A 19833-nucleotide genomic window follows, 5' to 3' on the forward strand; every position below is an offset into this window, starting at 1 on the left:
GGGGCGCATGCGGGAATGGAAGATTATAGACTCTACGCTTCGGGAAGGCGAGCAGTTTGAGCGGGCGAACTTTTCCACGGAGGACAAGATTGAGATCGCCAAGGCCCTGGACGAGTTCGGCGTGGAGTATATAGAGGTCACCACCCCCATGGCCTCCCCTCAGTCCCGCAAGGATGCGGAAGTCTTGGCCTCCTTGGGCCTAAAGGCCAAGGTGGTGACCCACATCCAAACCCGCCTGGATGCGGCCAAGGTGGCGGTGGAAACCGGGGTGCAAGGGATTGACCTCCTCTTCGGCACCAGCAAGTACCTACGGGCGGCCCACGGCCGGGACATCCCCCGCATCATTGAGGAGGCGCGGGAGGTGATCGGCTACATCCGGGAGCACGCCCCCCACGTGGAGGTGCGCTTCTCCGCCGAGGACACCTTCCGCTCGGACGAGCACGACCTCCTGGCGGTGTACGAGGCCATCGCCCCCTATGTGGACCGGGTGGGCTTGGCGGACACCGTGGGTGTGGCCACCCCGAGGCAGGTCTACGCCTTGGTGCGGGAGGTGCGGCGGGTGGTGGGGCCCAACGTGGACATAGAGTTCCACGGCCACAACGACACGGGTTGCGCCATCGCCAACGCCTACGAGGCCATTGAGGCGGGGGCCACCCACGTGGACACCACCATCCTGGGCATTGGGGAAAGGAACGGCATCACCCCCTTAGGCGGGTTCCTCGCCCGCATGTACACCCTGCAGCCCGAGTACGTGCGGCGGAAGTACAAGCTGGAGATGCTCCCCGAGCTAGACCGCATGGTGGCCAGGATGGTGGGGATAGAGATCCCCTTCAACAACTACATCACCGGGGAGACGGCCTTCAGCCACAAGGCAGGGATGCACCTCAAGGCCATCTACATCAACCCCGAGGCCTACGAGCCCTACCCCCCCGAGGTCTTTGGGGTCAAGCGCAAGCTCATCATCGCCTCCAAGCTCACGGGCCGGCACGCCATCAAGGCGCGGGCGGAGGAACTCGGCCTCCACTATGGGGAGGAGGAGCTTCACCGCATCACCCAGCACATCAAGGCCTTGGCGGACCGGGGGCAGCTCACCTTGGAGGAGCTAGACCGCATCCTCAGGGAGTGGATCACGGCATGAGCCTAAAGGCGGCGGAACTCTTCTTCGGTGAGGCCTATCTGTTGCAGGATTTTCTTAAAGGTTCCCTTGGGCAGCTCTCCGCTGTGGAAGGGTACCACCACCATACGCCCATCGGGATGCGTATAAAGGCGGTGGCTCCCTTTACCCATCCGTTCGGTAAAGCCCAGGCGTTTGAGCTTGCGAGCCACCTCCTCTGGCCTAGGCGGCATCCACGCTTACCTCGGCTACCTGGACATCGGCGGGCAGGGGTTGTCCCTCCGACCGGAGGAAGGTTAGAACCAGTTCCAGGGCTTCCTTGGCACGGGCCAAAGCCTCTTCGGGAGTTTGGCCGAAGGAATGCGCCTGGGGTAGGGCGGGGAACTCGGCGATCCAGTACCCTGGGCTTTCTGGGTCCTCGTAGACGAGGGCCGTGTACTTGGGCATACCCTCATTATAGGAGGTGGGCATGGGCTTAACCCTAGCGGAAAAGATCCTCTCCCACAAGGCAGGGCGCCAGGTACGGGCGGGGGAACTGGTGGTGGTGGAGGTGGACCAGGTGATGGTGGTGGACTCCATCGCCGGGAGCTTCTTCAAGCGCCTAGCGTACCTGGAAGCCACCCCCCGCTACCCCGAGCGGGTTTCCATCGTCATAGACCACGTGGCCCCTGCGGCCAACCTGGAGGTGGCCAAGGCCCAGAAGGAGATCCGGGAGTGGGGCAGGCGGCACGGCATCCGGGTCTTTGACGTGGGGCGGGGGGTGTGCCACCAGGTCCTCGTGGAGGAGGGCCTGGCCCAGCCCGGCTGGATCGTGGTGGGCTCGGACTCCCACTCCACCACCTACGGGGCTGTGGCGGCCTTCGGCACGGGCATGGGGGCCACGGACATCGCCCTTGCGGCGGCTTCGGGCCGCACCTGGCTAAAGGTGCCGGAGAGCGTCAAGGTGGTCTTCCGGGGAAAGCTTGCTAAAGGGGTCACGGCCAAGGACGCCGCCCTAGAGATGGTCCGCCTCCTCACCGCGGAAGGGGCCACCTACATGGCGGTGGAGATCCACCTGGTGGACGGGGCAGAAAGCCTTTCCCGTGGGGAGCGCATGACCCTGGCCAACCTCACGGTGGAGGCGGGGGCCAAGGCGGGCCTTGTGGTGCCGAGCGGGGAGATCCTGGAGATGTACCAGGTGCCCGAGTGGCTTTACCCCGACCCCGACGCCCAGTACGCCCGGGAGGTGGAGATTGACCTCTCCGCCCTCACCCCCAGGGTTTCCGTGCCCTTCTACGTGGACAACGTGCACGAGGTGGCGGCGGTGAAGGGGAAGCGGGTGGACCAGGTCTTCATCGGCACCTGCACCAACGGGCGCATAGAGGACCTGAGGGCGGCGGCGGAGGTGCTAAAGGGCAGGAAGGTGGCTCCTTGGGTGCGGCTCCTCGTGGTGCCCGCTTCCAGCCAGGTCCTGGAGGAGGCGGCCAAGGACGGCACCCTTCTCACCCTCCTCGAGGCCGGGGCCACCATCGGCACCCCGGGGTGCGGCCCCTGCATGGGGCGGCACATGGGGGTCCTGGCCCCCGGGGAGGTGTGCGTCTCCACCTCCAACCGCAACTTCCGCGGGCGCATGGGAGCCCCGGACGCCGAGATCTACCTGGCAAGCCCCCGGGTGGCGGCGGCGAGCGCCGTGGCCGGGTACCTCACCACCCCGGAGGAGCTGGAGGTGGCCCATGCCTAGGGTGTGGAAGTTCGGCGACCAGATCAACACGGACGATATCCTTCCCGGGAAGTACGCCCCCTTCATGGTGGGGGAGGACCGCTTCCACCAGTTTGCCTTCGCCCACCTAAGGCCCGGGTTCGCCCAGGAGGTCCGCCCGGGGGACATCCTGGTCTTCGGCCGGAACGCCGGGCTAGGCTCTAGCCGGGAGTACGCCCCCGAGGCCCTCAAGCGCCTGGGGATACGGGCGATCATCGCCAAGAGCTACGCCCGCATCTTCTTCCGCAACCTGGTGAACCTGGGCATCGTTCCCTTTGAATCGGAGGAGGTGGTGGATGCGCTAGAGGACGGCGACGAGGTGGACCTGGACCTGGAAAGGGGGGTTTTGCGGAAGGGCGACCAGAGCTTCGCCCTCCGTCCCCCGCCCCCGTTCCTCCTGGAGGCGCTCAAGGAGGGTTCGCTCCTGGACTACTACAAGAAGCACGGGCGCTTCCCGGGGGAGTAAACTTTGGGCATGGAGGACCTAGAGATCGTCTGTCCGGTGTGCGGCGAGGCCAGCGTGGTGTTGGCCGAGGACCTGGAGACCCTCGAGGTGGGGGACGTCCTGGAGTGCGAGGCCTGCGGGGCCTTCTTGGAGGTGGTTTCCCTGGACCCCTTGGAGGTGGAGGTGACGGAGGAGGGCCTGGAAGGCTTCTTCGTGGACTGCCCCCGTTGCGGCTACACCTTTGAGGTGTCCGAGGAGGACCAGGGCCAAGAGGTGCAGTGCCCCGAGTGCGGCTTTGGCTTTGTCCCCGACTGGAGCGAGGTGGAAGAGGAGGACGAGGAATGGTAGCTACTTGTCCCGAGTGCGGTGCGGAGATTCGCCTGGAGAACCCGGAGCTTGGCGAGCTTTTGGTTTGCGAGGACTGCGGGGCGGAGCTGGAGGTGGTGGGGCTAGACCCCTTGCGCCTGGAGCCCGCCCCCGAGGAGGCGGAGGACTGGGGCGAGTGAGGCCCTGAGGACCTAGGGGAAGGCTTCCTGGCCTTCCCCCTTTTCTGAACCATGCTGGCCATCCTGTACGACCGCATTCGCCCCGACGAGAAGATGCTCTTTGAAAGGGCCGAGGCCCTGGGCATTCCCTACAAGAAGGTCTACGTTCCCGCCCTGCCCATGGTCCTGGGGGAAAGGCCCAAGGAGCTGGAGGGGGTCACGGCGGCCCTGGAGCGGTGCGTGAGCCAAAGCCGGGGCCTGGCCGTGGCCCGTTACCTTACCGCCCTGGGCATCCCCGTGGTGAACCGGCCCGAGGTGATGGAAACCTGCGGGGACAAGTGGGCCACCAGCGTGGCCCTGGCCCGCGCCGGGGTGCCCCAGCCCAGGACCGCCCTCCTCACGGACACCGAAGAGGCCTTAAAGCTCATGGAGGCCTGGGGCTACCCCGTAGTCCTCAAGCCCGTCATCGGGAGCTGGGGCCGGCTCCTCGCTAAGATTACGGACCGGGAGGCGGCGGAGGCCATTTTGGAGCACAAGGAGGTCCTGGGGGGCTTCCAGCACCAACTCCTCTACCTGCAGGAGTACGTGCGGAAGCCCGGACGGGACATCCGGGTCTTCGTGGTGGGGGAGAGGGCCATCGCCGCCATCTACCGCAAAAGCCCCCACTGGATCACCAACACCGCCCGGGGCGGCCAGGCGGAGAACTGCCCCCTCACCGAGGAAATCGCGGAGCTTTCCGTGCGGGCGGCCGAGGCTGTGGGGGGCGGGGTGGTGGCCATTGACCTCTTTGAGTCCGAGCGGGGGCTTTTGGTGAACGAGGTGAACCACACCATGGAGTTCAAGAACTCCGTGCACACCACGGGGGTGGACATCCCCGGGGAGATCCTGCGCTACGCCTGGGAGGTGGCCCGTGGATAGGAAGACCGTTTCCATCGTGGGGGCCTCGGGGTACGCCGGAGGGGAGTTTTTGCGCCTGGCCCTTTCCCACCCCTACCTGGAGGTGAAGCAGGTGACCTCGAGGCGCTTCGCCGGCGAGCCCGTGCACTTCGTCCACCCCAACCTCAGGGGGAGAACGAACCTCAAGTTCATCCCCCCGGAGAAGCTGGAGCCCGCCGACATCCTGGTCCTGGCCCTGCCCCACGGGGTCTTGGCCCGGGAGTTTGACCGCTACGCCGCCCTGGCCCCCATCCTCATAGACCTCTCCGCCGACTTCCGGCTTAAGGACCCGGAGCTCTACCGCAGGTACTACGGGGAGCACCCCCGGCCCGACCTCCTGGGGCGCTTCGTCTACGCCGTGCCCGAGCTTTACCGGGAGGCCCTTAAGGAGGCGGACTGGATGGCCGGGGCCGGGTGCAACGCCACCGCCACCCTGCTCGGCCTCTACCCCCTCTTGAAGGGCGGGGTGCTCAAGCCCACCCCCATCTTCGTGACCCTCCTCATCTCCACCTCCGCCGCCGGGGCCGAGGCCACCCCGGCGAGCCATCACCCGGAGCGGGCGGGGTCCATCCGGGTTTACAAGCCCACAGGCCACCGCCACACCGCCGAGGTGGTGGAAAACCTCCCGGGCCGCCCCGAGGTCCACCTCACCGCCATCGCCACCGACCGGGTTCGGGGCATCCTCATGACCGCCCAGTGCTTCCTGCAGGACGGCTGGAGCGAAAGGGACGTGTGGCAGGCCTACCGCGAGGCCTACGGGGCCGAGCCTTTCGTCCGCCTAGTGAAGCAGAAAAAGGGCGTCCACCGCTACCCCGACCCCCGCTTCGTCCAGGGCACCAACTACGCCGACATCGGCTTTGAGCTGGAGGAGGACACGGGCAGGCTGGTGGTCATGACGGCCATTGACAACCTGGTGAAGGGCACCGCCGGCCACGCCCTCCAGGCCCTCAACATCCGCATGGGCTGGCCGGAGACCCTGGGCCTGGACTTCCCCGGGCTCCACCCTTAAGGAGGCGCCATGATCGTGGTCAAGGTGGGCGGTGCCGAGGGCATCAACTACGAGGCGGTGGCCAAGGATGCGGCCTCCCTCTGGCGGGAGGGCGTGCGGCTCATCCTGGTCCATGGGGGGAGCAGCGAGACCAACAAGGTGGCGGAGGCCTTGGGCCACCCGCCCCGCTTCCTCACCCACCCCGGGGGGCAGGTGAGCCGCCTCACGGACCGCAGGACCCTGGAGATCTTTGAGATGGTCTACTGCGGCCTGGTGAACAAGCGCCTGGTGGAGCTTTTGCAACGGGAAGGGGCGAACGCCATTGGGCTTTCCGGTTTGGACGGGAGGCTTTTTGTGGGCCGCAGGAAGACCGCGGTGAAGTACGTGGAAGACGGCAAAATCAAAATCCACCGCGGGGACTACACGGGCACGGTGGAGGAGGTGAACCGGGCCCTTCTGGACCTCCTTCTGGGGGCGGGCTACCTTCCCGTGCTCACCCCACCCGCCCTAAGCTACGAGAACGAGGCCATCAACACGGACGGGGACCAGATCGCCGCCCTCCTCGCCACCACCTACCAGGCGGAGGCCTTGGTGTACCTCTCCAACGTGCCGGGGCTTCTCGCCCGCTACCCCGACGAGGGGAGCCTGGTGCGGGAAATCCCCGTGGACCGGGTGGAGGACCCCGAGTACCTGGCCCTGGCCCAGGGGCGGATGAAGCGCAAGGTCATGGGGGCGGTGGAGGCGGTGCGGGGCGGGGTGAAGCGGGTGGTCTTCGCCGACGCCCGGGTGGAAAACCCCATCCGGCGCGCCCTGGCCGGGGAAGGCACCGTGGTACGCTAGGCCCATGGCGCGCTTTGCCCTGGTCCTCCACGGCCACCTTCCCTACGTGCGGGCCCACGGGATGTGGCCCTTTGGGGAGGAGACCCTCTACGAGGCCATGGCCGAAACCTACCTGCCCCTTCTTCGGGCCTTGGAAAGGCTTTGGCAGGAAGGGGTGGAGGCCCGCTTTACCCTGGGCATCACGCCCATTCTGGCGGAGCAACTGGCGGACGCCCGCATCCGGGAAGGCTTTGTCGCCTACGCCCGCGACCGCCTGGAAAGGGCCCAAGGGGACTACCTCCGCTACCAGGGCACGGATCTGGAGAAAAGCGCCCGCCACCAGGTGGGGTTTTGGGAGCTAACCCTAGACCACTTCCATGCCCTTTCCGGGGAGATCCTCCCCGCCTTCCGCCGGGCCCAGGACCGGGGCCAGGTGGAGCTCATCACCTCCAACGCCACCCACGGCTACTCGCCCCTTTTGGGCTACGACGAGGCCCTTTGGGCCCAGATCAAGACCGGGGTGGCCACCCACCGCCGCCACTTCGCCCAGCACCCCACGGGGTTTTGGCTGCCCGAGATGGCCTACCGCCCCAAAGGGTTTTGGAAGCCCCCGGTGGAGGGTCCCCCGGAGGGGCTCAGGGCCGGGGTGAACGAGCTTTTGATGCGGGCTGGGATCCGCTACACCTTTGTGGACGCCCACCTGGTGCAAGGGGGAAGGCCCCTTGCCCCATACGGAGAGGCTAGCGCAGGGCCGGTGGAGAGCGGGGAAGCCACCTTTTACGTGCACGAGCTGGAGTCGGGGCTTAGGGTGCTCGCCCGCAACCAGGAGACGGCCCTGCAGGTCTGGAGCGCCGACTATGGCTACCCCGGGGAGGGGCTATACCGGGAGTTCCACCGCAAGGACCCCCTGTCCGGCCTCCACCACTGGCGGGTGACCCACCGCAAGGCGGACCTCGCCGCCAAAGCCCCCTATGACCCCGAGGCGGCCTTCGCCAAGGTGCGGGAGCATGCGGCCCACTTCGTGGGCCTGGTGGGGCGGCTTGCCCAGGGGCACCCGGAAGGGGTGATCCTCGCTCCCTACGACGCCGAGCTTTTCGGCCACTGGTGGTACGAGGGGGTGGCGTGGCTGGAGGAGGTGCTTCGCCTTCTGGCCCGGGAAGAAGGGGTGAAGGCGGTGACGGCCAAGGAGGCGGTCCAGGGGCCTGCCCTCCGCACCGCCTTGCCCGAGGGGTCCTGGGGCCGGGGTGGGGACCACCGGGTCTGGCTCAACGGGGCCACCTTGGACTACTGGCGGCAGGTGTACCGGGCGGAGGGGGCCATGCGGGAGGCGGTGCGGCGCGGGGTTTTGCCCCCAAAGGTCCTGCAGCAGGCCATGCGGGAGCTCCTCCTCCTGGAGGCCTCCGACTGGCCCTTCCTCATAGACACCGGCCAGGCCCGGGAGTACGCGGAGGAGCGGTATAAGGCCCATGCGGAGCGGTTCTTCCGCCTCCTCCAGGGGGTTTCCCCGGAGGAGCTTAAGGCCTTGGAGGAAGAGGACAACCCCTTCCCCGAGGCCGAGTATCGGCTTTACCTGGGCCTCGAGGGGTAGGATAAGGCCGTGGTCCGGCATGCCATCGTGCAGTTCCGGCCGGAAAAGGGGCGGATCCGGGAGAGCCTTGGCCGTCTGGCCGAAGCCCTCCGCCTCCTAAAGCCCCACGCCCCTGAGGTGGTGGTCCTGCCCGAGGCCGCCCTCACGGGGTACTTCCTGCAAGGGGGGGTGCGGGAGCTCGCCCTCACCCGGTACGAGCTATTGGAACTCCTCTCCCAGGTGTACAAGGAGGTGGGGTGGGAGGGGCTTTTGGACGTGGTGGTGGGGTTTTACGAGCGGGACGAGGGGGCTTACTACAACAGCGCCGCCTACCTAGAGCTTCCCCACCGGGTGGTCCACGTGCACCGCAAGGTCTTCCTCCCCACCTACGGGGTTTTTGACGAGGAGCGCTACCTGGCCCGGGGCCGGCGGGTGGAGGCCTTCAACACCCGCTTCGGCCGGGCGGCCATCCTCATCTGCGAGGACTTTTGGCACTCCGTCACCGCCACCATCGCCGCCTTGGACGGGGCGGAGGTCATCTACGTGCCGGCGGCGAGCCCGGCCCGGGGCTTCCAAGGGGAGCGGCCGGAGAACGTGGCCCGCTGGCGGACCCTGGCCCAGGCGGTGGCGGCGGAGCACGGGGTGTACGTGGTCCTGGCGAGCCTGGTGGGGTTTGAGGCGGGGAAGGGGATGAGCGGGGGGAGCTTGGTGGCGGGCCCGGAGGGGCGGATCCTGGCCGAGGCCCCCCTTTTTGAGGAGGCGGCCCTCCTCTTTGCCCTGGACCGGGAGCGGATCCCCCCGGTGCGCTACGATAGCCCCCTCCTCTCCGACCTCGAGGCGGGCCTTCCCCTTCTCCTCCAAGACCTCACCCGGGTCCTAAGCGGGAGGCGGCATGAAGCTCCTTGAGGCCCCAAAGGCGCACGAGGTGTTGGAGCTCAACTGGCCCCTGGTGGCGGACTTCCTCACCCGCTTCCTCCGGGAGGAGCTCGCCTGGCGGGGCTACGGGAAGGCCATCGTGGCGGTTTCGGGAGGGGTGGACTCCGCCACCACCTTGGCCTTGGCGGTGAGGGCCTTGGGGCCAGGGAACGTCCACGCCCTCTTCCTGCCCCACAGGGACTCGAGCCCCCTTTCCCGGGAGCACGCCTACCTGGTGGCGGCAACCTTCGGCGTGGCCCTGGAGGAGGTGGACATCACCCCCATGGTGGAGGGGTACGCCGCCCTAACCCCCGACCTCACCCCCCACCGGAAGGGGAACGTCATGGCCCGGGCCCGCATGATCGTCCTCTTTGACAAGTCCGAGGCCTACAAGGCCCTCCCCTTGGGCACGGGCAACAAGACGGAAAGGCTTTTCGGCTACTTCACCTGGCACGGGGACGACACCCCTCCGGTGAACCCCTTGGGCGACCTCTACAAGACCCAGGTGTGGCGCCTGGCGGAGTACCTGGGGGTGCCGGAGGCGGTGGTGAAAAAGCCCCCCACCGCTGACCTCATCCCCGGCCAGACGGACGAGGCGGACCTGGGGGTGCGCTACCTGCGGGCGGACGTGATCCTGGAGCACTACCTCAAGGGCTACCCGGACGCCTACATCCTAAGCCTCGGCTACACCGAGGAGGAGCTAAAGCGGGTGAAGGAGCGGGTGAACCGCACCCACTGGAAGCGGGCCCTGCCCACCGTGGCCCTCCTTTCCTCCACGGCCATCGGGGAGTTCTACCTGAGGCCCTTGGACTATAGGCTTTGAGCATGGCGCGCCAAGTGGGCAAAGCGGGAAAGACGCTTTCTAGAAAGCTCTGGCGGGTGGCCGGGGTTTTGCTGGGCTTTGGGTTTTTGGTCTGGCTCTTGGTAAAGCTCTTGGTCCCCTGGGCGGGGTTTTTGGCGCTACCCGTGGCGGTTCTGGTGGTGGCCAGACTCCTCCAGGACAAGGAGGTGGAGCGGGCGGTGGTGGCCAATGCCCGGGGCTACCTCGGGGAGGCCCGTGTGGGCCAGGTCCTGGCCGGCCTCCCCTCCACCTGGCGGGTCTTCCATGACGTGGACCTGGGTGGGGAGAACGCCGACCACGTGGTGGTGGGACCGCCTGGGGTCTTCAACGTGGAGGTCAAGAACTATACCGGCAAGATCCGGGCCACCCCCAAGGGCCTTTGGATCCGGGGGGAGCGCCGGGATGACCTCGTCCGCCAGGCTTGGCGCCAGGCGCATAAGCTCCGGGAGCTTTTGGGGGTGGAGGTGGAGCCCCTTCTGGTCTTTGTGAGCGGGGAGTTGGAGGGCCGCCAAGTGGGCCGGCTTCCCGTGCTCCGCCCCGAGGAGGCGGTGCCCTACCTCAAAGGACTTCCCCCCCGCTTGGGCTTTGCCGAGGCGCAAAGGATAGCCCAGGTTTTGGAAAGGAAGGTGAAGTGATGGAGGACGCGGCCTTGCGGGCTTACCTGGAGAAGGCCCGGACCATCGCCGTCCTGGGCGCCCACAAGGACCCTTCCCGCCCCGCCCACTACGTGCCCAGGTACCTGTGGGAGAGGGGCTACCGCATCCTGCCCGTAAACCCCCGCTTCGCCGGGGAGGTGCTCTTTGGGGAAAAGGTGGCGGCGAGCCTAGGGGAGCTTTCGGAGGGCGTGGACCTTCTGGACGTCTTCCGCCCCCCTTCCGCCCTCATGGGGCACCTGGAGGAAATCCTGGCCCTGAGGCCCGGCCTCGTCTGGCTCCAGTCCGGCATCCGCCACCCGGCCTTTGAGGAGGCCCTGAAGGGGGCCGGCATACCCGTGGTGGCGGACCGCTGCCTCATGGTGGAGCACAAGCGCCTCTTTAGGGGCCCCATTCCCTTGCCGTGAGGCTTCAGGAGGTCCTCCTCGCCTGGTACCGGGAAAACGCCCGCTCCCTGCCCTGGCGGGGGGAGAAGGACCCCTACCGCATCCTGGTTTCCGAGGTCCTCCTGCAACAGACCCGGGTGGCCCAGGCCATCCCCTACTACCACCGCTTTTTGGCCCGTTTCCCCACCCTAAAGGCCTTGCGGGAAGCGCCTTTGGAGGAGGTCCTCAAGGCGTGGCAGGGGGCAGGGTATTACCGCCGGGCGGAGAACCTTCACCGCTTGGCCCAAGCGGTGGAGGCCCTTCCCAAAAGCTTCGCCGAGCTCCAGAAGCTTCCCGGCCTAGGCCCCTACACGGCGGCGGCGGTGGCCTCCCTGGCCTTTGGGGAGCGGGTGGCGGCGGTGGACGGGAACGTGCGCCGGGTGCTCTCCCGCCTCTTCGCCCGGGAAAGCCCTTCCCCAAAGGAGCTCTTGGCCCTGGCGGGGGGGCTTCTCCCCGAGGGGGAGGACCCCGGGGAGTGGAACCAGGCCCTCATGGAGCTTGGGGCCACGGTCTGCCTTCCCCGGAAACCCCTTTGCCCCGCCTGCCCCCTAAAGGCCTTCTGCCAGGGCCAGGGGGCTTGGGAGCGCTACCCGAGGCCGAGGCGGCGGGAAGTGCCGGAGGAGCGGCTTGCCGCCTTGGTCCTTTGGGGCGAAGGGGGCGTCTATTTGGAGCGGCTTTCGGGGCGTTTCCGGGGGCTTTACGGGGTCCCCCTTTTCCCGGAGGAGGAGCTTGGGGCTAGGGCCCAGGCCTTTGGCGTGGCCCCCCGGTACCTCGCCGAGGTGCGCCACGCCCTCACCCACCGGCGGCTTCGGGTAAAGGTCTACGGGGCCCTTTGGGAAGGGGTGGGGGAGGACCCCAAGGCGAGGCCCCTACCCAAGCTCGTGGAGAAGGTGCTGGGCAAGGCGCTTCCCCTCCTCGCTCATGCGGGCGTAGTCCCCTTCCCCGACGCAAAGCCCCACGGCGTAGAGCCCCGCTAGGCGCTTGAGCCGGAAGGTTTCCGCTTCCCACTCCTCCGGGTGGAAGGCGTGGTAGCGCACCCGGTAGCCGGGGGTGGTGGGGGTTTCCGGGACCGCGCCCTCCCTTTCCACGAAGCGGAAGCCCAGGGCCCTAAGCGCCTCAAAGAGGTCGGGGTAGCTGGCCTCGGAGAGCCTTCCCGCCTCCTCCTCCACCTCCCCCAGGAAAAGCCGGGCCCCGAGGAAGCTTCCCACGGCGAGGACCACCCGCTCGGCCAGGGCCGGGGGGCCCTCCCAGGTCCGCACCCCCACCGCCCGCCCTCCCTCCAGGAGGAGGTCCGTGGCCGTGGCCTGGAAGAGGTGGAGGCGGGGTTCGGCCTCGAGGAGGTACTTGGCCCGGGCGTGGAAGGCCCAGACCCGCTCGTCCTTAGGGTCGTAGGCCTTTTCCAGGAGGCTTTCTGGGGGAAAAGGGGGCTTTGGGGGAAGGAAGGGCATCATCACCGAGTCCAGGCTCTGGGTGAGGAGGCCCACCTCCACCCCGGCCCGGGCCAGGTGCCAGGCGGCCTCGGCCCCGGCGAACCCCGCCCCCACGATGAGAACCTGATAGCGGCGCATGGCTCAACAAAAAGGCCCTCCGAGAGGAGGGCGCGCTGGCGGGCCGTGAAGGACTCGAACCTCCAACCCCCGGTTTTGGAGACCGGTGCTCTGCCAATTGAGCTAACGGCCCCCGCCTTGGGGATTGTAGCACACCCTAGCGGCCAAGGGGAAGGGGGCGGTGGGGTAAAATCGTTCCATGCCCCGCCTCCTTGTGGCCGTGGCCCTTTGCCTTCTGGCCTTCGCCCAAGAGGCCACCCACCGGGTGGCGCCCGGGGACACCCTCTTCTCCATCGCCCGGCGCTACGGGACCACGGTGGAGGAGCTCATGCGGCTGAACGGGCTAGAGAGCTTCCTCATCCGGCCCGGCCAGGTCCTGAAGGTGAAGCCGGGGGAAAGCCCCCCTTCCCCGACCCACACCGTGGCCCCGGGGGACACCCTTTTCTCCCTTGCCCGGCGGTATGGGACCACGGTGGAGGAACTCATGCGCTTGAACGGCCTCGCCTCCCCCGAGCTCAAGGTGGGCCAGGTGCTTAGGCTTCCCGCCAAAGCGGAGGAGGTCCCGCCCGCCCAGGGGACGGGGGATACCCAAGGGGAAGGGGGAGGCGAAGAGGACTGGGACCCCGAAAGCCCCCTCCTTCGGGTGGTATTCCGCTACCTGGGGGTGCCCTACAAGTACGGGGCGAACTCCCCCTTGGCCCTGGACTGCTCCGCCTTCGTGGCCCAGGTGTACGCCGAGCTGGGCGTGTCCCTGCCCAGGACCACGAAAGAGCAGTACCAAGCCTTTTACCCCGTGGACACCCTGCGCCCGGGGGACTTGGTCTTCTTTAGCTTCGGGGGCAAGGAGGTGGACCACGTGGGGATCTACCTGGGCCGAGGGGTCTTCGCCCACGCCAGTAGCTACGGGAGCCGGGTGGTGGTGGAGAGCCTCGAGGCCCCCTTCTACCAGAAGGCCTACCGGGGGGCTAGGCGGGTGGTCCAGGAGGGGGGGCGCTAGGGCCAGTCGGGTACCTCTCCCCGCGCCTTCCTGAGGGCGGTGAGGAGGGCTTCTCCTGGCCTCCCTTCGCCCCGGAAGGCTTCCTGTTCCCGCTCCAGCCAGGCCTCGCCCGGGCGGAAGAGGACCCCTCGGGCCTCGGCCAAGGCCTCCTCCAAAAGGGCCCCGAAGGAGTAGAAGGGGGCGCCTTGGGGCAGGTCAGGGTCAAAGCCCTGGCGGCTCGCCGCCCGGCCATAGGGCCTTTCCCGCTCCTCCATGGTCCCCCCTTGGGCGAAGTAGCGCCTTAGCACCCGGTTCCAGTCCCCCACCCGGCTATAGGGGGCCATGGCCTGGTAGGCCCTTTCCAGGTCCTCCTCGGCGTAGGGGTGGTAGTGGTCCTCGTGGACCACGAGGTCCCGGGGAAGCCTGGGCCTTGGCGGGCCCTCCTCGTCGGGCACGCCCACGGCGAGCCCCGCCACGGGCAGGACCCCTGGGGGAAGCTTGAGGAGGTCAATGAGGGCCTCTATTCCGTTCAGTACCCCGCCGATGAAGCAGACCCCATACCCTAAGGCCTCCGCCGTGAGGGCCAGGTAGGCCCCAGCAAGCCCCGCATCCAGGATGGCGAAGTGGAGAGCGGTCCGGGGCCAAGGGGCCATGGCCTGGCCCCGGTGGGCGAGAAGCCTTTCCAGGCGGTGGATGTCCGCCAGGAGCACGAAGAACTCCGCCGCCTGCCGGATGTGCTCCTGCTCCCCGGAAAGCCTGGCGATGGTGTCCCGGAGCGCGGGATCTTTCACCCGGATGACGGAGTAGAGCTGGGCGCTGGCGTCCGTGGGGGCGCGCTGCAGGGCGAAAAGGAGCTTATTTAGGTCCCCCTCGGGAATGGGCTCGGGCTTGAAGCGGCGGACGCTCCGCCTTCGGGCGAGGACGGCCAAGAGGTCCACGGAGGCCAGGATACTACTTGGAGGGAAGCTCCATCCGCACCACCCTCCACCCGAAAAGCCCCTAGCCGAGCCCAAGCCAAGCCAGGTAGGCCCGCCACAGGGTTTCTCCAAAGAAGAAGGCCGCCACCCCCCCAAGGGCCAAATAGGGGCCGAAGGGGATTTTGCGTTGGCGGAAGAGGAGGCCCACCACGGCTCCGGCGAAGACCCCAAGGAAAAGGGCCAGGAAGGCGTAGGGCCCAAGCCAAGCCCCTAAGGCCCCAAGGAGCTTCACGTCCCCGTAGCCCATGGCCACGGGCTCCTCTTCCTCGCCCTCCGGCACCGGCCGGAAGGCCCAGTAAAGCCCCCCGGCCAGGGCCAGGCCCCCGGCGGCGAGGAGGGCCCCCTTAAGGCTTAGGAGGAAGTCCAGGTCCAGGGCGGGGGCGAGGAGGAGGGCGAGGGGCAGGAGGGGCAGGGTGAGGCGGTCGGGGAGGACCACGGGCTTCCCCGTTCGGGCGGAAAGGGCCCAGGTGAGGAAGGCCAGGGCCATCCCCACCCCGGGGCCCAAAAGCGCCCCGAAAAGGGCTGCCATATGCACCTGGTGGGGGCCCACGGGCACCTCCGCCCGGCCCTCTTGGAAGCGCCTCAGGAAGAGGTTGGCGTAGCCGGCGATGAGCCCAAGCCCCCCCGCCGCCAGGAGGGCCCCGTCCAGGGCTTCCCGGAAGGGAAGGGGAAAGGAGCGGAGCCAGGCGGAGAAGAGACCCAGGAAGAGGAGGCCGTAGGTGAGGGCATCGGGAAGCTCAAAGGTGTCCAGGTCAATGAAGGAAAGGGCCACCAGGAGGCCCAAGAAGGCGAAGACCAAAAGGGCTTCCACCGAGGGCGGGTAGAAGAGGGCGGCGAGGAGGAAAAGCCCCCCGGTTAGGCCCTCCACCAGGGGGTAGCGGGGGCTTATGGGCTTGCCGCAGTAGCGGCACCGCCCCTTAAGGGCCAGGTAGGAAAGGACGGGGACCAGGTCCATGGGGGAAAGCCGATGCCCGCAATGGGGGCAACGGGAAGGGGGGAAGGCGATGGACTCCCCTTTGGGCAGGCGGTGGATGACCACGTTGAGGAATGAGCCCACCACGAGGCCTAAGACCAGGGCGAAGAGGGGCCACATGGGGGCATTCTACGCACCCTGGGGTGGGGGGCGAAAGGCCTTTTGCCAAGCTTTCACGGCCCGGGTGTAGGATGCTTCCGTGACGCCGGAAACCGCTTACCAAAACCTCTTGGAGTTCCAAAGGGAAACCGCCTACCTGGCCTCCTTAGGGGCCTTGGCCGCCTGGGACCAACGCACCATGATCCCCAAGAAGGGGCACGAGCACCGGGCAAGGCAGATGGCCGCCCTGGCCCGGCTCCTCCACCAGCGCATGACCGACCCCCGGATCGGGGAGTGGCTGGAGAAGGTGGAGGGTTCTAGCCTGGTGCAGGACCCCTATTCGGATGCGGCGGTGAACGTGCGGGAGTGGCGCCAGGCCTACGAGAGGACCCGGGCCATTCCCGAAAGGCTTGCCGTGGAGCTTGCCCAGGCGGAAAGCGAGAGCGAAAGCTTCTGGGAAGAGGCGAGGCCCCGCAACGATTGGCAAGGTTTCCTCCCGTATCTGAAGCGGGTTTTCTCCCTCACCCAGGAGAAGGCAAAGATCCTCTATAGCCTTCCCCCCGCTCCTGGGGACCCGCCCTACGGGGAGGTCTACGACGCCCTTTTGGACGGGTACGAGCCGGGGATGCGCGTGGCGGAGCTTTTGCCCCTCTTCGCCGAGCTCAGGGAGGGATTGAAGAAGCTTCTGGACCAAATCCAGGGTAGCCCCAAGCGGCCCAGGACGGAGGTCCTCCACCGCCATTACCCCAAGGAGGCCCAGCGGGCCTTTGCCCTGGAGCTTCTTCAGGCGTGCGGGTATGACCTCGAGGCCGGCCGCCTGGACCCCACGGCCCACCCCTTTGAGATCTCCATCGGCCCCGGGGACGTGCGCATCACCACCCGGTACTTTGAGGACTTCTTCAACGCCGGCATCTTCGGCACCCTGCACGAGATGGGCCACGCCCTCTACGAGCAGGGCCTGCCCAAGGAGCACTGGGGCACCCCCAGGGGGGAGGCGGTCTCCTTGGGGGTGCACGAGTCGCAAAGCCGCACCTGGGAGAACCTGGTGGGCCGCTCCCGGGGCTTTTGGGAGCGCTTCTTCCCCCGGGCGAAGGAGGTCTTCCCCAGCCTCGCCGACGTGCACCTGGAGGAGTTCCACTTCGCCGTGAACGCCGTGGAGCCCTCCCTGATCCGGGTGGAGGCGGACGAGGTCACCTACAACCTCCACATCCTGGTGCGCCTGGAGCTCGAGGTGGCCCTCTTCCGGGGCGAGCTCGCCCTGGAAGACCTCTCCGAGGCCTGGGCGGAGAAGTACCGGGCCTACCTTGGGGTAGCGCCCAAGGACTACAAGGACGGGGTCATGCAGGACGTCCACTGGTCCGGGGGGCTTTTCGGCTACTTCCCCACCTACACCCTGGGCAACCTCTACGCCGCCCAGTTCTTCAAGAAGGCGGAGGCGGAGCTTGGGGCCTTGGAGCCCTTCTTCGCCCGGGGGGAGTTCCGCCCCTTTTTGGACTGGAGCCGGGCCAAGATCCACGCCGAGGGGAGCCGCCTCCGCCCCAAGGCCCTGGTGGAGCGGGTGACCGGGGAGGCCCCAAGCGCCAAGCCCTTCCTCGCCTACCTGGAGCGCAAGTTCAGCGCCCTTTACGGCCTCTGAGGCCAGGCGGGGAGGAGGGCGAAGGCCAGGAGGCCGCTTGCCACCCACAAGGCCCCCTCTCCCCGGCCCAGGGCCTCGGCCCCCAGGCCCGCCAGGGCCGGGCCTAAGGCTTGGCCCAGGGCGAAGGCTGCCGTGGAAAGCCCCATGGCCCTAGGCCAGGCGGAAGGGGGGAGGAGGGCGCGGAAGGCCTGGGTGATGGCGGTGATGACCCCCAGGAAGGAGAGGCCAAAGAGGAAGGCGCTAAGCCCGGGAAGCCCTTGGGCCAAGGGGGGTAAGCTTCCCAGAAAGAGCACCAGGAGTACGTGGAATAGCCCCCGCCTCCCCCCCACCCGCTCCACCCAGGGGCCCCAGACCACCCCCGTGAGGAGGGCCCCCAGGCCGAGGAGGGTGAATAGCAGGGTCCAGTCCCCCACCGCCGTGGTCACGAAGGTCATGTAGCCGATGTACCCCGCCCCGTAAAGGCCGTAGGCCAGGAGGAGGGGGAGGATGGGCCTGAGGCTTCCCTCCCCCCGGGCGGGGGGCGGGGGTTCCTTGAGCGCTCCCCAGGCGGCGAGGGGGGCTAGGGAGAGGAGAAAGCCCCCAAGGCCAAGCCGCCCGAAGGCCCCTTCCGGCGTGTCCGCCCCCAGGAGGAGCCAAGGGGCGAGGAGGATGCCAAGGCCCACCCCGCCGTAGTAGGCGCCCAAGGCCCGGCCCGTACCCCCAAGGGCCATGAGCAGGGCAGCCCCGCCCACGAAGACCAGAGCCCCGAGCGCGCCCTGGAGAAGCCTCAGGCCAAAGGCCCAGGTGTAGCCCCCCGCCCCGGTGAGGGCAAGGACCCCTCCTTGAAGGAGGAGAGCCAGGAAAAACCCCCTTCGGTAGCCGAGCCATGCCAGAAGGCGGTGGCTAAAGAGGGCCCCCAGGAAGTAGCCCAAGGTGTTGGCGCTACCCAAAAGCCCCCCCTGGGCGTAGGAAAGCCCCCAGGCGGCCTGCATGAGGGGGAGGACCAAAGCGTAAGCGAAGCGCCCAAGGCCCAGGGCCACCCCTGGCCCCAGGGCGAGGAGGAGGGCTTTAGTAGCCATGGAGAAGCCCAAGCCGCTTGGCCCGGCGCACCGCCCCCTGGAAGAGGAGGACGCCCAAGCCCAAATAGGCGAGCCCGTTGAGAAAGGCAAGGCCTAAGGCCCCGGGGTCCAAGGGCGCGCCCTCCGCCAGCATCCCCCGGGCCAGGGCCGCCCCCGGGGCCAAGGGCAGGAGGGCGAAAAGCCCCTTGCCCGGAGCCTGGAGGAGGAAGAGGAGGAGGAACTGGGAAAGCCCCAGAAGCTGGCCCACCCGTTTGTAGAGGAGGGCAAGGCTACCCATGGCGAAGCCTAGGCCATAGCCGCCCAAAAGCACCGCCAGGAAGGGGAGGACCACCCCAGGGGCGAAGGCCAGGCGGGCCCCGGTGAGGGCCATGAGCACCAGGGCGATGAGGAAGACCAAGAGCCCCTGGGAAAGGAGTCCCGCCAAGTTCCGCACCAGAAAGAGGGGGATGGGGCCATAGGGGGTGAGGAAGACCTGCTCCAGGGTGCCCGTCTGAGCTTCCTCCATGAGGCCGAAGGAAAGGCCGTTGTAAGCGGATAGGGCAAAGGTCCAAAGGAGGTAGCCCACCAGGACCGCTTCCAGCCTTCCCCCGAACTCCGCCCCCGGTCCCGCCAGGAAGCGGGCGCCCAGGAAGAGGAGGTAGAAGATGAGGCTCAGGGTGACCACCGCCCCCAAAAGCTCCAAAGGATAGCGGCGGAGGTAGAGGAGGCTTCGCCAAAACTCGGCCAGGAAAAGTTCAAGCATGGCCCACCACCTTTAAGAAGACCTCCAAGAGGTCCGCTTCCGCCTTGGCCACGCGCTTTAGGGGGAGGGGCTTTAGGACGTCCAGCACGGCCCAAAGGGCCTTTCCATCCCCCCGGAAGAGGAAAGGCCCCTCCCCTTCCACCCCCAAGGCCCGAAGCCTTGCGAGCACGGCCTCTGGGAGGGGGGCTTCCACCTCCAGCACGTAGTGGTCCCCGGCGAAGCGGGCGAGGAGGGCGTCCTTTTCCTCCTCCAGCACCACCTCCCCCCGGTGGATGATGGCGATGCGGTCCGCCAGGGCCTCGGCCACCTCCAGCTGGTGGGTGGTGAGGAGGATGGCCTTGCCGCTTTGGGCAAGGGCGCGAACCTTTGCCCGCACCAAAAGGGCGGTTTCCACGTCCAGGCCCAGGGTGGGTTCGTCCAAAAGGAGCACCTCCGGGTCGTGGATGAGGGCCTGGAGGAGGGCGAGCTTCTGTTGCATGCCCCGGGAGAGGTGGCGCACCTCGGTGTGGGCCTTTTCCAAAAGGCCGTACTCCTCCAAAAGGGCCAAGGCCCGCTTCCTGGCGGCTCCAAGCCGAAGCCCCCGGGCCACGCCGAAATAGACCAGGTTCTCCAAGGGCGTAAGCCGCCAGTAGACGTTGCGGTTTCCCTCCAGCACCGCCCCCAGGTGGCGGAGGGCCCAAGGGTTCTGGAAGGGGTCTTGCCCCAAAAGGCGCACCTCCCCCGCATCGGGTAGGAGGAGGCTTGCCAGCATCTTCACCGTGGTGGTCTTGCCGGCCCCGTTTTTGCCCAAGAAGGCCAGGACCTCTCCGGGGCGCAGGGCGAGGCTTACGTGGTGCACTGCGGTTAGGGACCCGAAGCGCTTCACGAGCCCCCGGGCCTGGAGGAGGGGTTCCATGGCC

At 67.8% G+C, this 19833-nt stretch carries 24 protein-coding genes and 1 tRNA gene; 16 read left to right on the plus strand and 9 right to left on the minus strand.

Annotated features, from left to right (window positions below; translation table 11 throughout):
* Nucleotides 1–7: 7 nt before the first annotated feature.
* Nucleotides 8–1138, plus strand: coding sequence for a homocitrate synthase (gene lysS / locus L0C60_RS06790; RefSeq protein ID WP_234506459.1), 1131 nt, complete (start codon nucleotides 8–10; stop codon nucleotides 1136–1138).
* 2 nt (nucleotides 1139–1140) lie between these two features.
* Here the strand turns inward: lysS and L0C60_RS06795 are convergent, their stop codons facing one another.
* The gene (locus L0C60_RS06795; protein ID WP_234506456.1) at nucleotides 1141–1347 is read right to left on the minus strand and encodes a type II toxin-antitoxin system HicA family toxin; all 207 of its coding nucleotides are present in this window, start codon (nucleotides 1345–1347) and stop codon (nucleotides 1141–1143) included.
* A complete protein-coding gene (locus L0C60_RS06800; protein ID WP_234506451.1) occupies nucleotides 1337–1561 on the minus strand; it encodes a type II toxin-antitoxin system HicB family antitoxin in 225 nt (74 codons plus the stop codon). Before L0C60_RS06800 ends, L0C60_RS06795 begins: the two co-directional genes overlap by 11 nt.
* 22 nt (nucleotides 1562–1583) lie before the next feature.
* Between L0C60_RS06800 and L0C60_RS06805 the strand changes: the two genes are divergently transcribed.
* From L0C60_RS06805 to L0C60_RS06865, 13 genes are read left to right on the plus strand one after another with little or no spacing between them, the layout of a single operon-like run.
* Complete coding sequence (locus L0C60_RS06805) at nucleotides 1584–2834, plus strand: 3-isopropylmalate dehydratase large subunit (protein WP_234506448.1); 1251 nt, start codon at nucleotides 1584–1586, stop codon at nucleotides 2832–2834.
* On the plus strand, nucleotides 2827–3318 hold the full coding sequence (locus L0C60_RS06810) for a LeuD/DmdB family oxidoreductase small subunit (protein WP_234506446.1): 492 nt from the start codon (nucleotides 2827–2829) through the stop codon (nucleotides 3316–3318). Before L0C60_RS06805 ends, L0C60_RS06810 begins: the two co-directional genes overlap by 8 nt.
* A gap of 9 nt (nucleotides 3319–3327) precedes the next feature.
* A complete protein-coding gene (locus L0C60_RS06815; protein WP_234506444.1) occupies nucleotides 3328–3645 on the plus strand; it encodes a TFIIB-type zinc ribbon-containing protein in 318 nt (105 codons plus the stop codon).
* A complete protein-coding gene (gene lysW / locus L0C60_RS06820) occupies nucleotides 3639–3803 on the plus strand; it encodes a lysine biosynthesis protein LysW (RefSeq protein WP_234506441.1) in 165 nt (54 codons plus the stop codon). Before L0C60_RS06815 ends, lysW begins: the two co-directional genes overlap by 7 nt.
* Nucleotides 3804–3854: 51 nt before the next feature.
* Nucleotides 3855–4700 carry a lysine biosynthesis protein LysX gene (gene lysX, locus L0C60_RS06825; protein WP_234506439.1) on the plus strand — a complete coding sequence of 282 codons (846 nt, stop codon included), beginning with the start codon at nucleotides 3855–3857 and terminating at the stop codon, nucleotides 4698–4700.
* On the plus strand, nucleotides 4693–5727 hold the full coding sequence (gene argC / locus L0C60_RS06830) for an N-acetyl-gamma-glutamyl-phosphate reductase (RefSeq protein WP_234506436.1): 1035 nt from the start codon (nucleotides 4693–4695) through the stop codon (nucleotides 5725–5727). Before lysX ends, argC begins: the two co-directional genes overlap by 8 nt.
* A gap of 9 nt (nucleotides 5728–5736) precedes the next feature.
* Nucleotides 5737–6546 carry a [LysW]-aminoadipate kinase gene (locus L0C60_RS06835; RefSeq protein WP_234506433.1) on the plus strand — a complete coding sequence of 270 codons (810 nt, stop codon included), beginning with the start codon at nucleotides 5737–5739 and terminating at the stop codon, nucleotides 6544–6546.
* A gap of 4 nt (nucleotides 6547–6550) precedes the next feature.
* Nucleotides 6551–8113, plus strand: a complete 1563-nt coding sequence (locus L0C60_RS06840; protein ID WP_243092623.1) for a 1,4-alpha-glucan branching protein — start codon at nucleotides 6551–6553, stop codon at nucleotides 8111–8113.
* A 9-nt stretch (nucleotides 8114–8122) separates the two neighbouring features.
* Nucleotides 8123–8998 (plus strand): nitrilase-related carbon-nitrogen hydrolase, encoded by an 876-nt coding sequence (locus L0C60_RS06845; protein WP_234506427.1) that lies wholly within the window; start codon nucleotides 8123–8125, stop codon nucleotides 8996–8998.
* Complete coding sequence (locus L0C60_RS06850; RefSeq protein ID WP_234506424.1) at nucleotides 8985–9830, plus strand: NAD+ synthase; 846 nt, start codon at nucleotides 8985–8987, stop codon at nucleotides 9828–9830. Before L0C60_RS06845 ends, L0C60_RS06850 begins: the two co-directional genes overlap by 14 nt.
* A gap of 2 nt (nucleotides 9831–9832) precedes the next feature.
* Nucleotides 9833–10483, plus strand: a complete 651-nt coding sequence (locus L0C60_RS06855) for a nuclease-related domain-containing protein (RefSeq protein ID WP_234506421.1) — start codon at nucleotides 9833–9835, stop codon at nucleotides 10481–10483.
* Nucleotides 10483–10908, plus strand: coding sequence for a CoA-binding protein (locus tag L0C60_RS06860; RefSeq protein WP_234506419.1), 426 nt, complete (start codon nucleotides 10483–10485; stop codon nucleotides 10906–10908). The genes L0C60_RS06855 and L0C60_RS06860 overlap by 1 nt, the downstream gene beginning before the upstream one ends.
* On the plus strand, nucleotides 10905–11903 hold the full coding sequence (locus L0C60_RS06865) for an A/G-specific adenine glycosylase (protein ID WP_243092624.1): 999 nt from the start codon (nucleotides 10905–10907) through the stop codon (nucleotides 11901–11903). The genes L0C60_RS06860 and L0C60_RS06865 overlap by 4 nt, the downstream gene beginning before the upstream one ends.
* Here the strand turns inward: L0C60_RS06865 and L0C60_RS06870 are convergent.
* Entirely contained in the window at nucleotides 11796–12494 is a 699-nt protein-coding gene (locus L0C60_RS06870) for an FAD-dependent oxidoreductase (RefSeq protein WP_243092625.1), read from the minus strand. The genes L0C60_RS06865 and L0C60_RS06870 overlap by 108 nt on opposite strands.
* Before the next feature lie 36 nt (nucleotides 12495–12530).
* A tRNA-Trp gene (locus L0C60_RS06875) sits at nucleotides 12531–12606 on the minus strand.
* 66 nt (nucleotides 12607–12672) lie between these two features.
* Between L0C60_RS06875 and L0C60_RS06880 the strand changes: the two genes are divergently transcribed.
* A complete protein-coding gene (locus tag L0C60_RS06880; RefSeq protein WP_234506408.1) occupies nucleotides 12673–13470 on the plus strand; it encodes a C40 family peptidase in 798 nt (265 codons plus the stop codon).
* Here L0C60_RS06880 and L0C60_RS06885 read toward each other — a convergent pair.
* Nucleotides 13467–14387: a nitroreductase family protein gene (locus L0C60_RS06885; RefSeq protein ID WP_234506406.1), complete on the minus strand. Its 921-nt coding sequence runs from the start codon at nucleotides 14385–14387 to the stop codon at nucleotides 13467–13469. The genes L0C60_RS06880 and L0C60_RS06885 overlap by 4 nt on opposite strands.
* Before the next feature lie 61 nt (nucleotides 14388–14448).
* A complete protein-coding gene (locus L0C60_RS06890; protein WP_234506403.1) occupies nucleotides 14449–15519 on the minus strand; it encodes a prepilin peptidase in 1071 nt (356 codons plus the stop codon).
* A 79-nt stretch (nucleotides 15520–15598) separates the two neighbouring features.
* Here L0C60_RS06890 and L0C60_RS06895 point away from each other — a divergent pair, with 79 nt between their 5' ends.
* On the plus strand, nucleotides 15599–17134 hold the full coding sequence (locus tag L0C60_RS06895; RefSeq protein ID WP_234506400.1) for a carboxypeptidase M32: 1536 nt from the start codon (nucleotides 15599–15601) through the stop codon (nucleotides 17132–17134).
* Here L0C60_RS06895 and L0C60_RS06900 read toward each other — a convergent pair.
* The 3 genes from L0C60_RS06900 to L0C60_RS06910 are packed head-to-tail and all read right to left on the minus strand — an operon-like array spanning nucleotide 17122 to nucleotide 19829.
* Entirely contained in the window at nucleotides 17122–18192 is a 1071-nt protein-coding gene (locus L0C60_RS06900; RefSeq protein ID WP_234506399.1) for a YbfB/YjiJ family MFS transporter, read from the minus strand. The genes L0C60_RS06895 and L0C60_RS06900 overlap by 13 nt on opposite strands.
* Entirely contained in the window at nucleotides 18182–18934 is a 753-nt protein-coding gene (locus L0C60_RS06905; protein ID WP_234506396.1) for an ABC transporter permease, read from the minus strand. Before L0C60_RS06905 ends, L0C60_RS06900 begins: the two co-directional genes overlap by 11 nt.
* Nucleotides 18927–19829, minus strand: coding sequence for an ABC transporter ATP-binding protein (locus L0C60_RS06910; protein ID WP_234506392.1), 903 nt, complete (start codon nucleotides 19827–19829; stop codon nucleotides 18927–18929). The genes L0C60_RS06905 and L0C60_RS06910 overlap by 8 nt, the downstream gene beginning before the upstream one ends.
* Nucleotides 19830–19833 lie beyond the last annotated feature (4 nt).

The organism is Thermus hydrothermalis (genome assembly GCF_022760925.1).
GTDB lineage: Bacteria > Deinococcota > Deinococci > Deinococcales > Thermaceae > Thermus > Thermus hydrothermalis.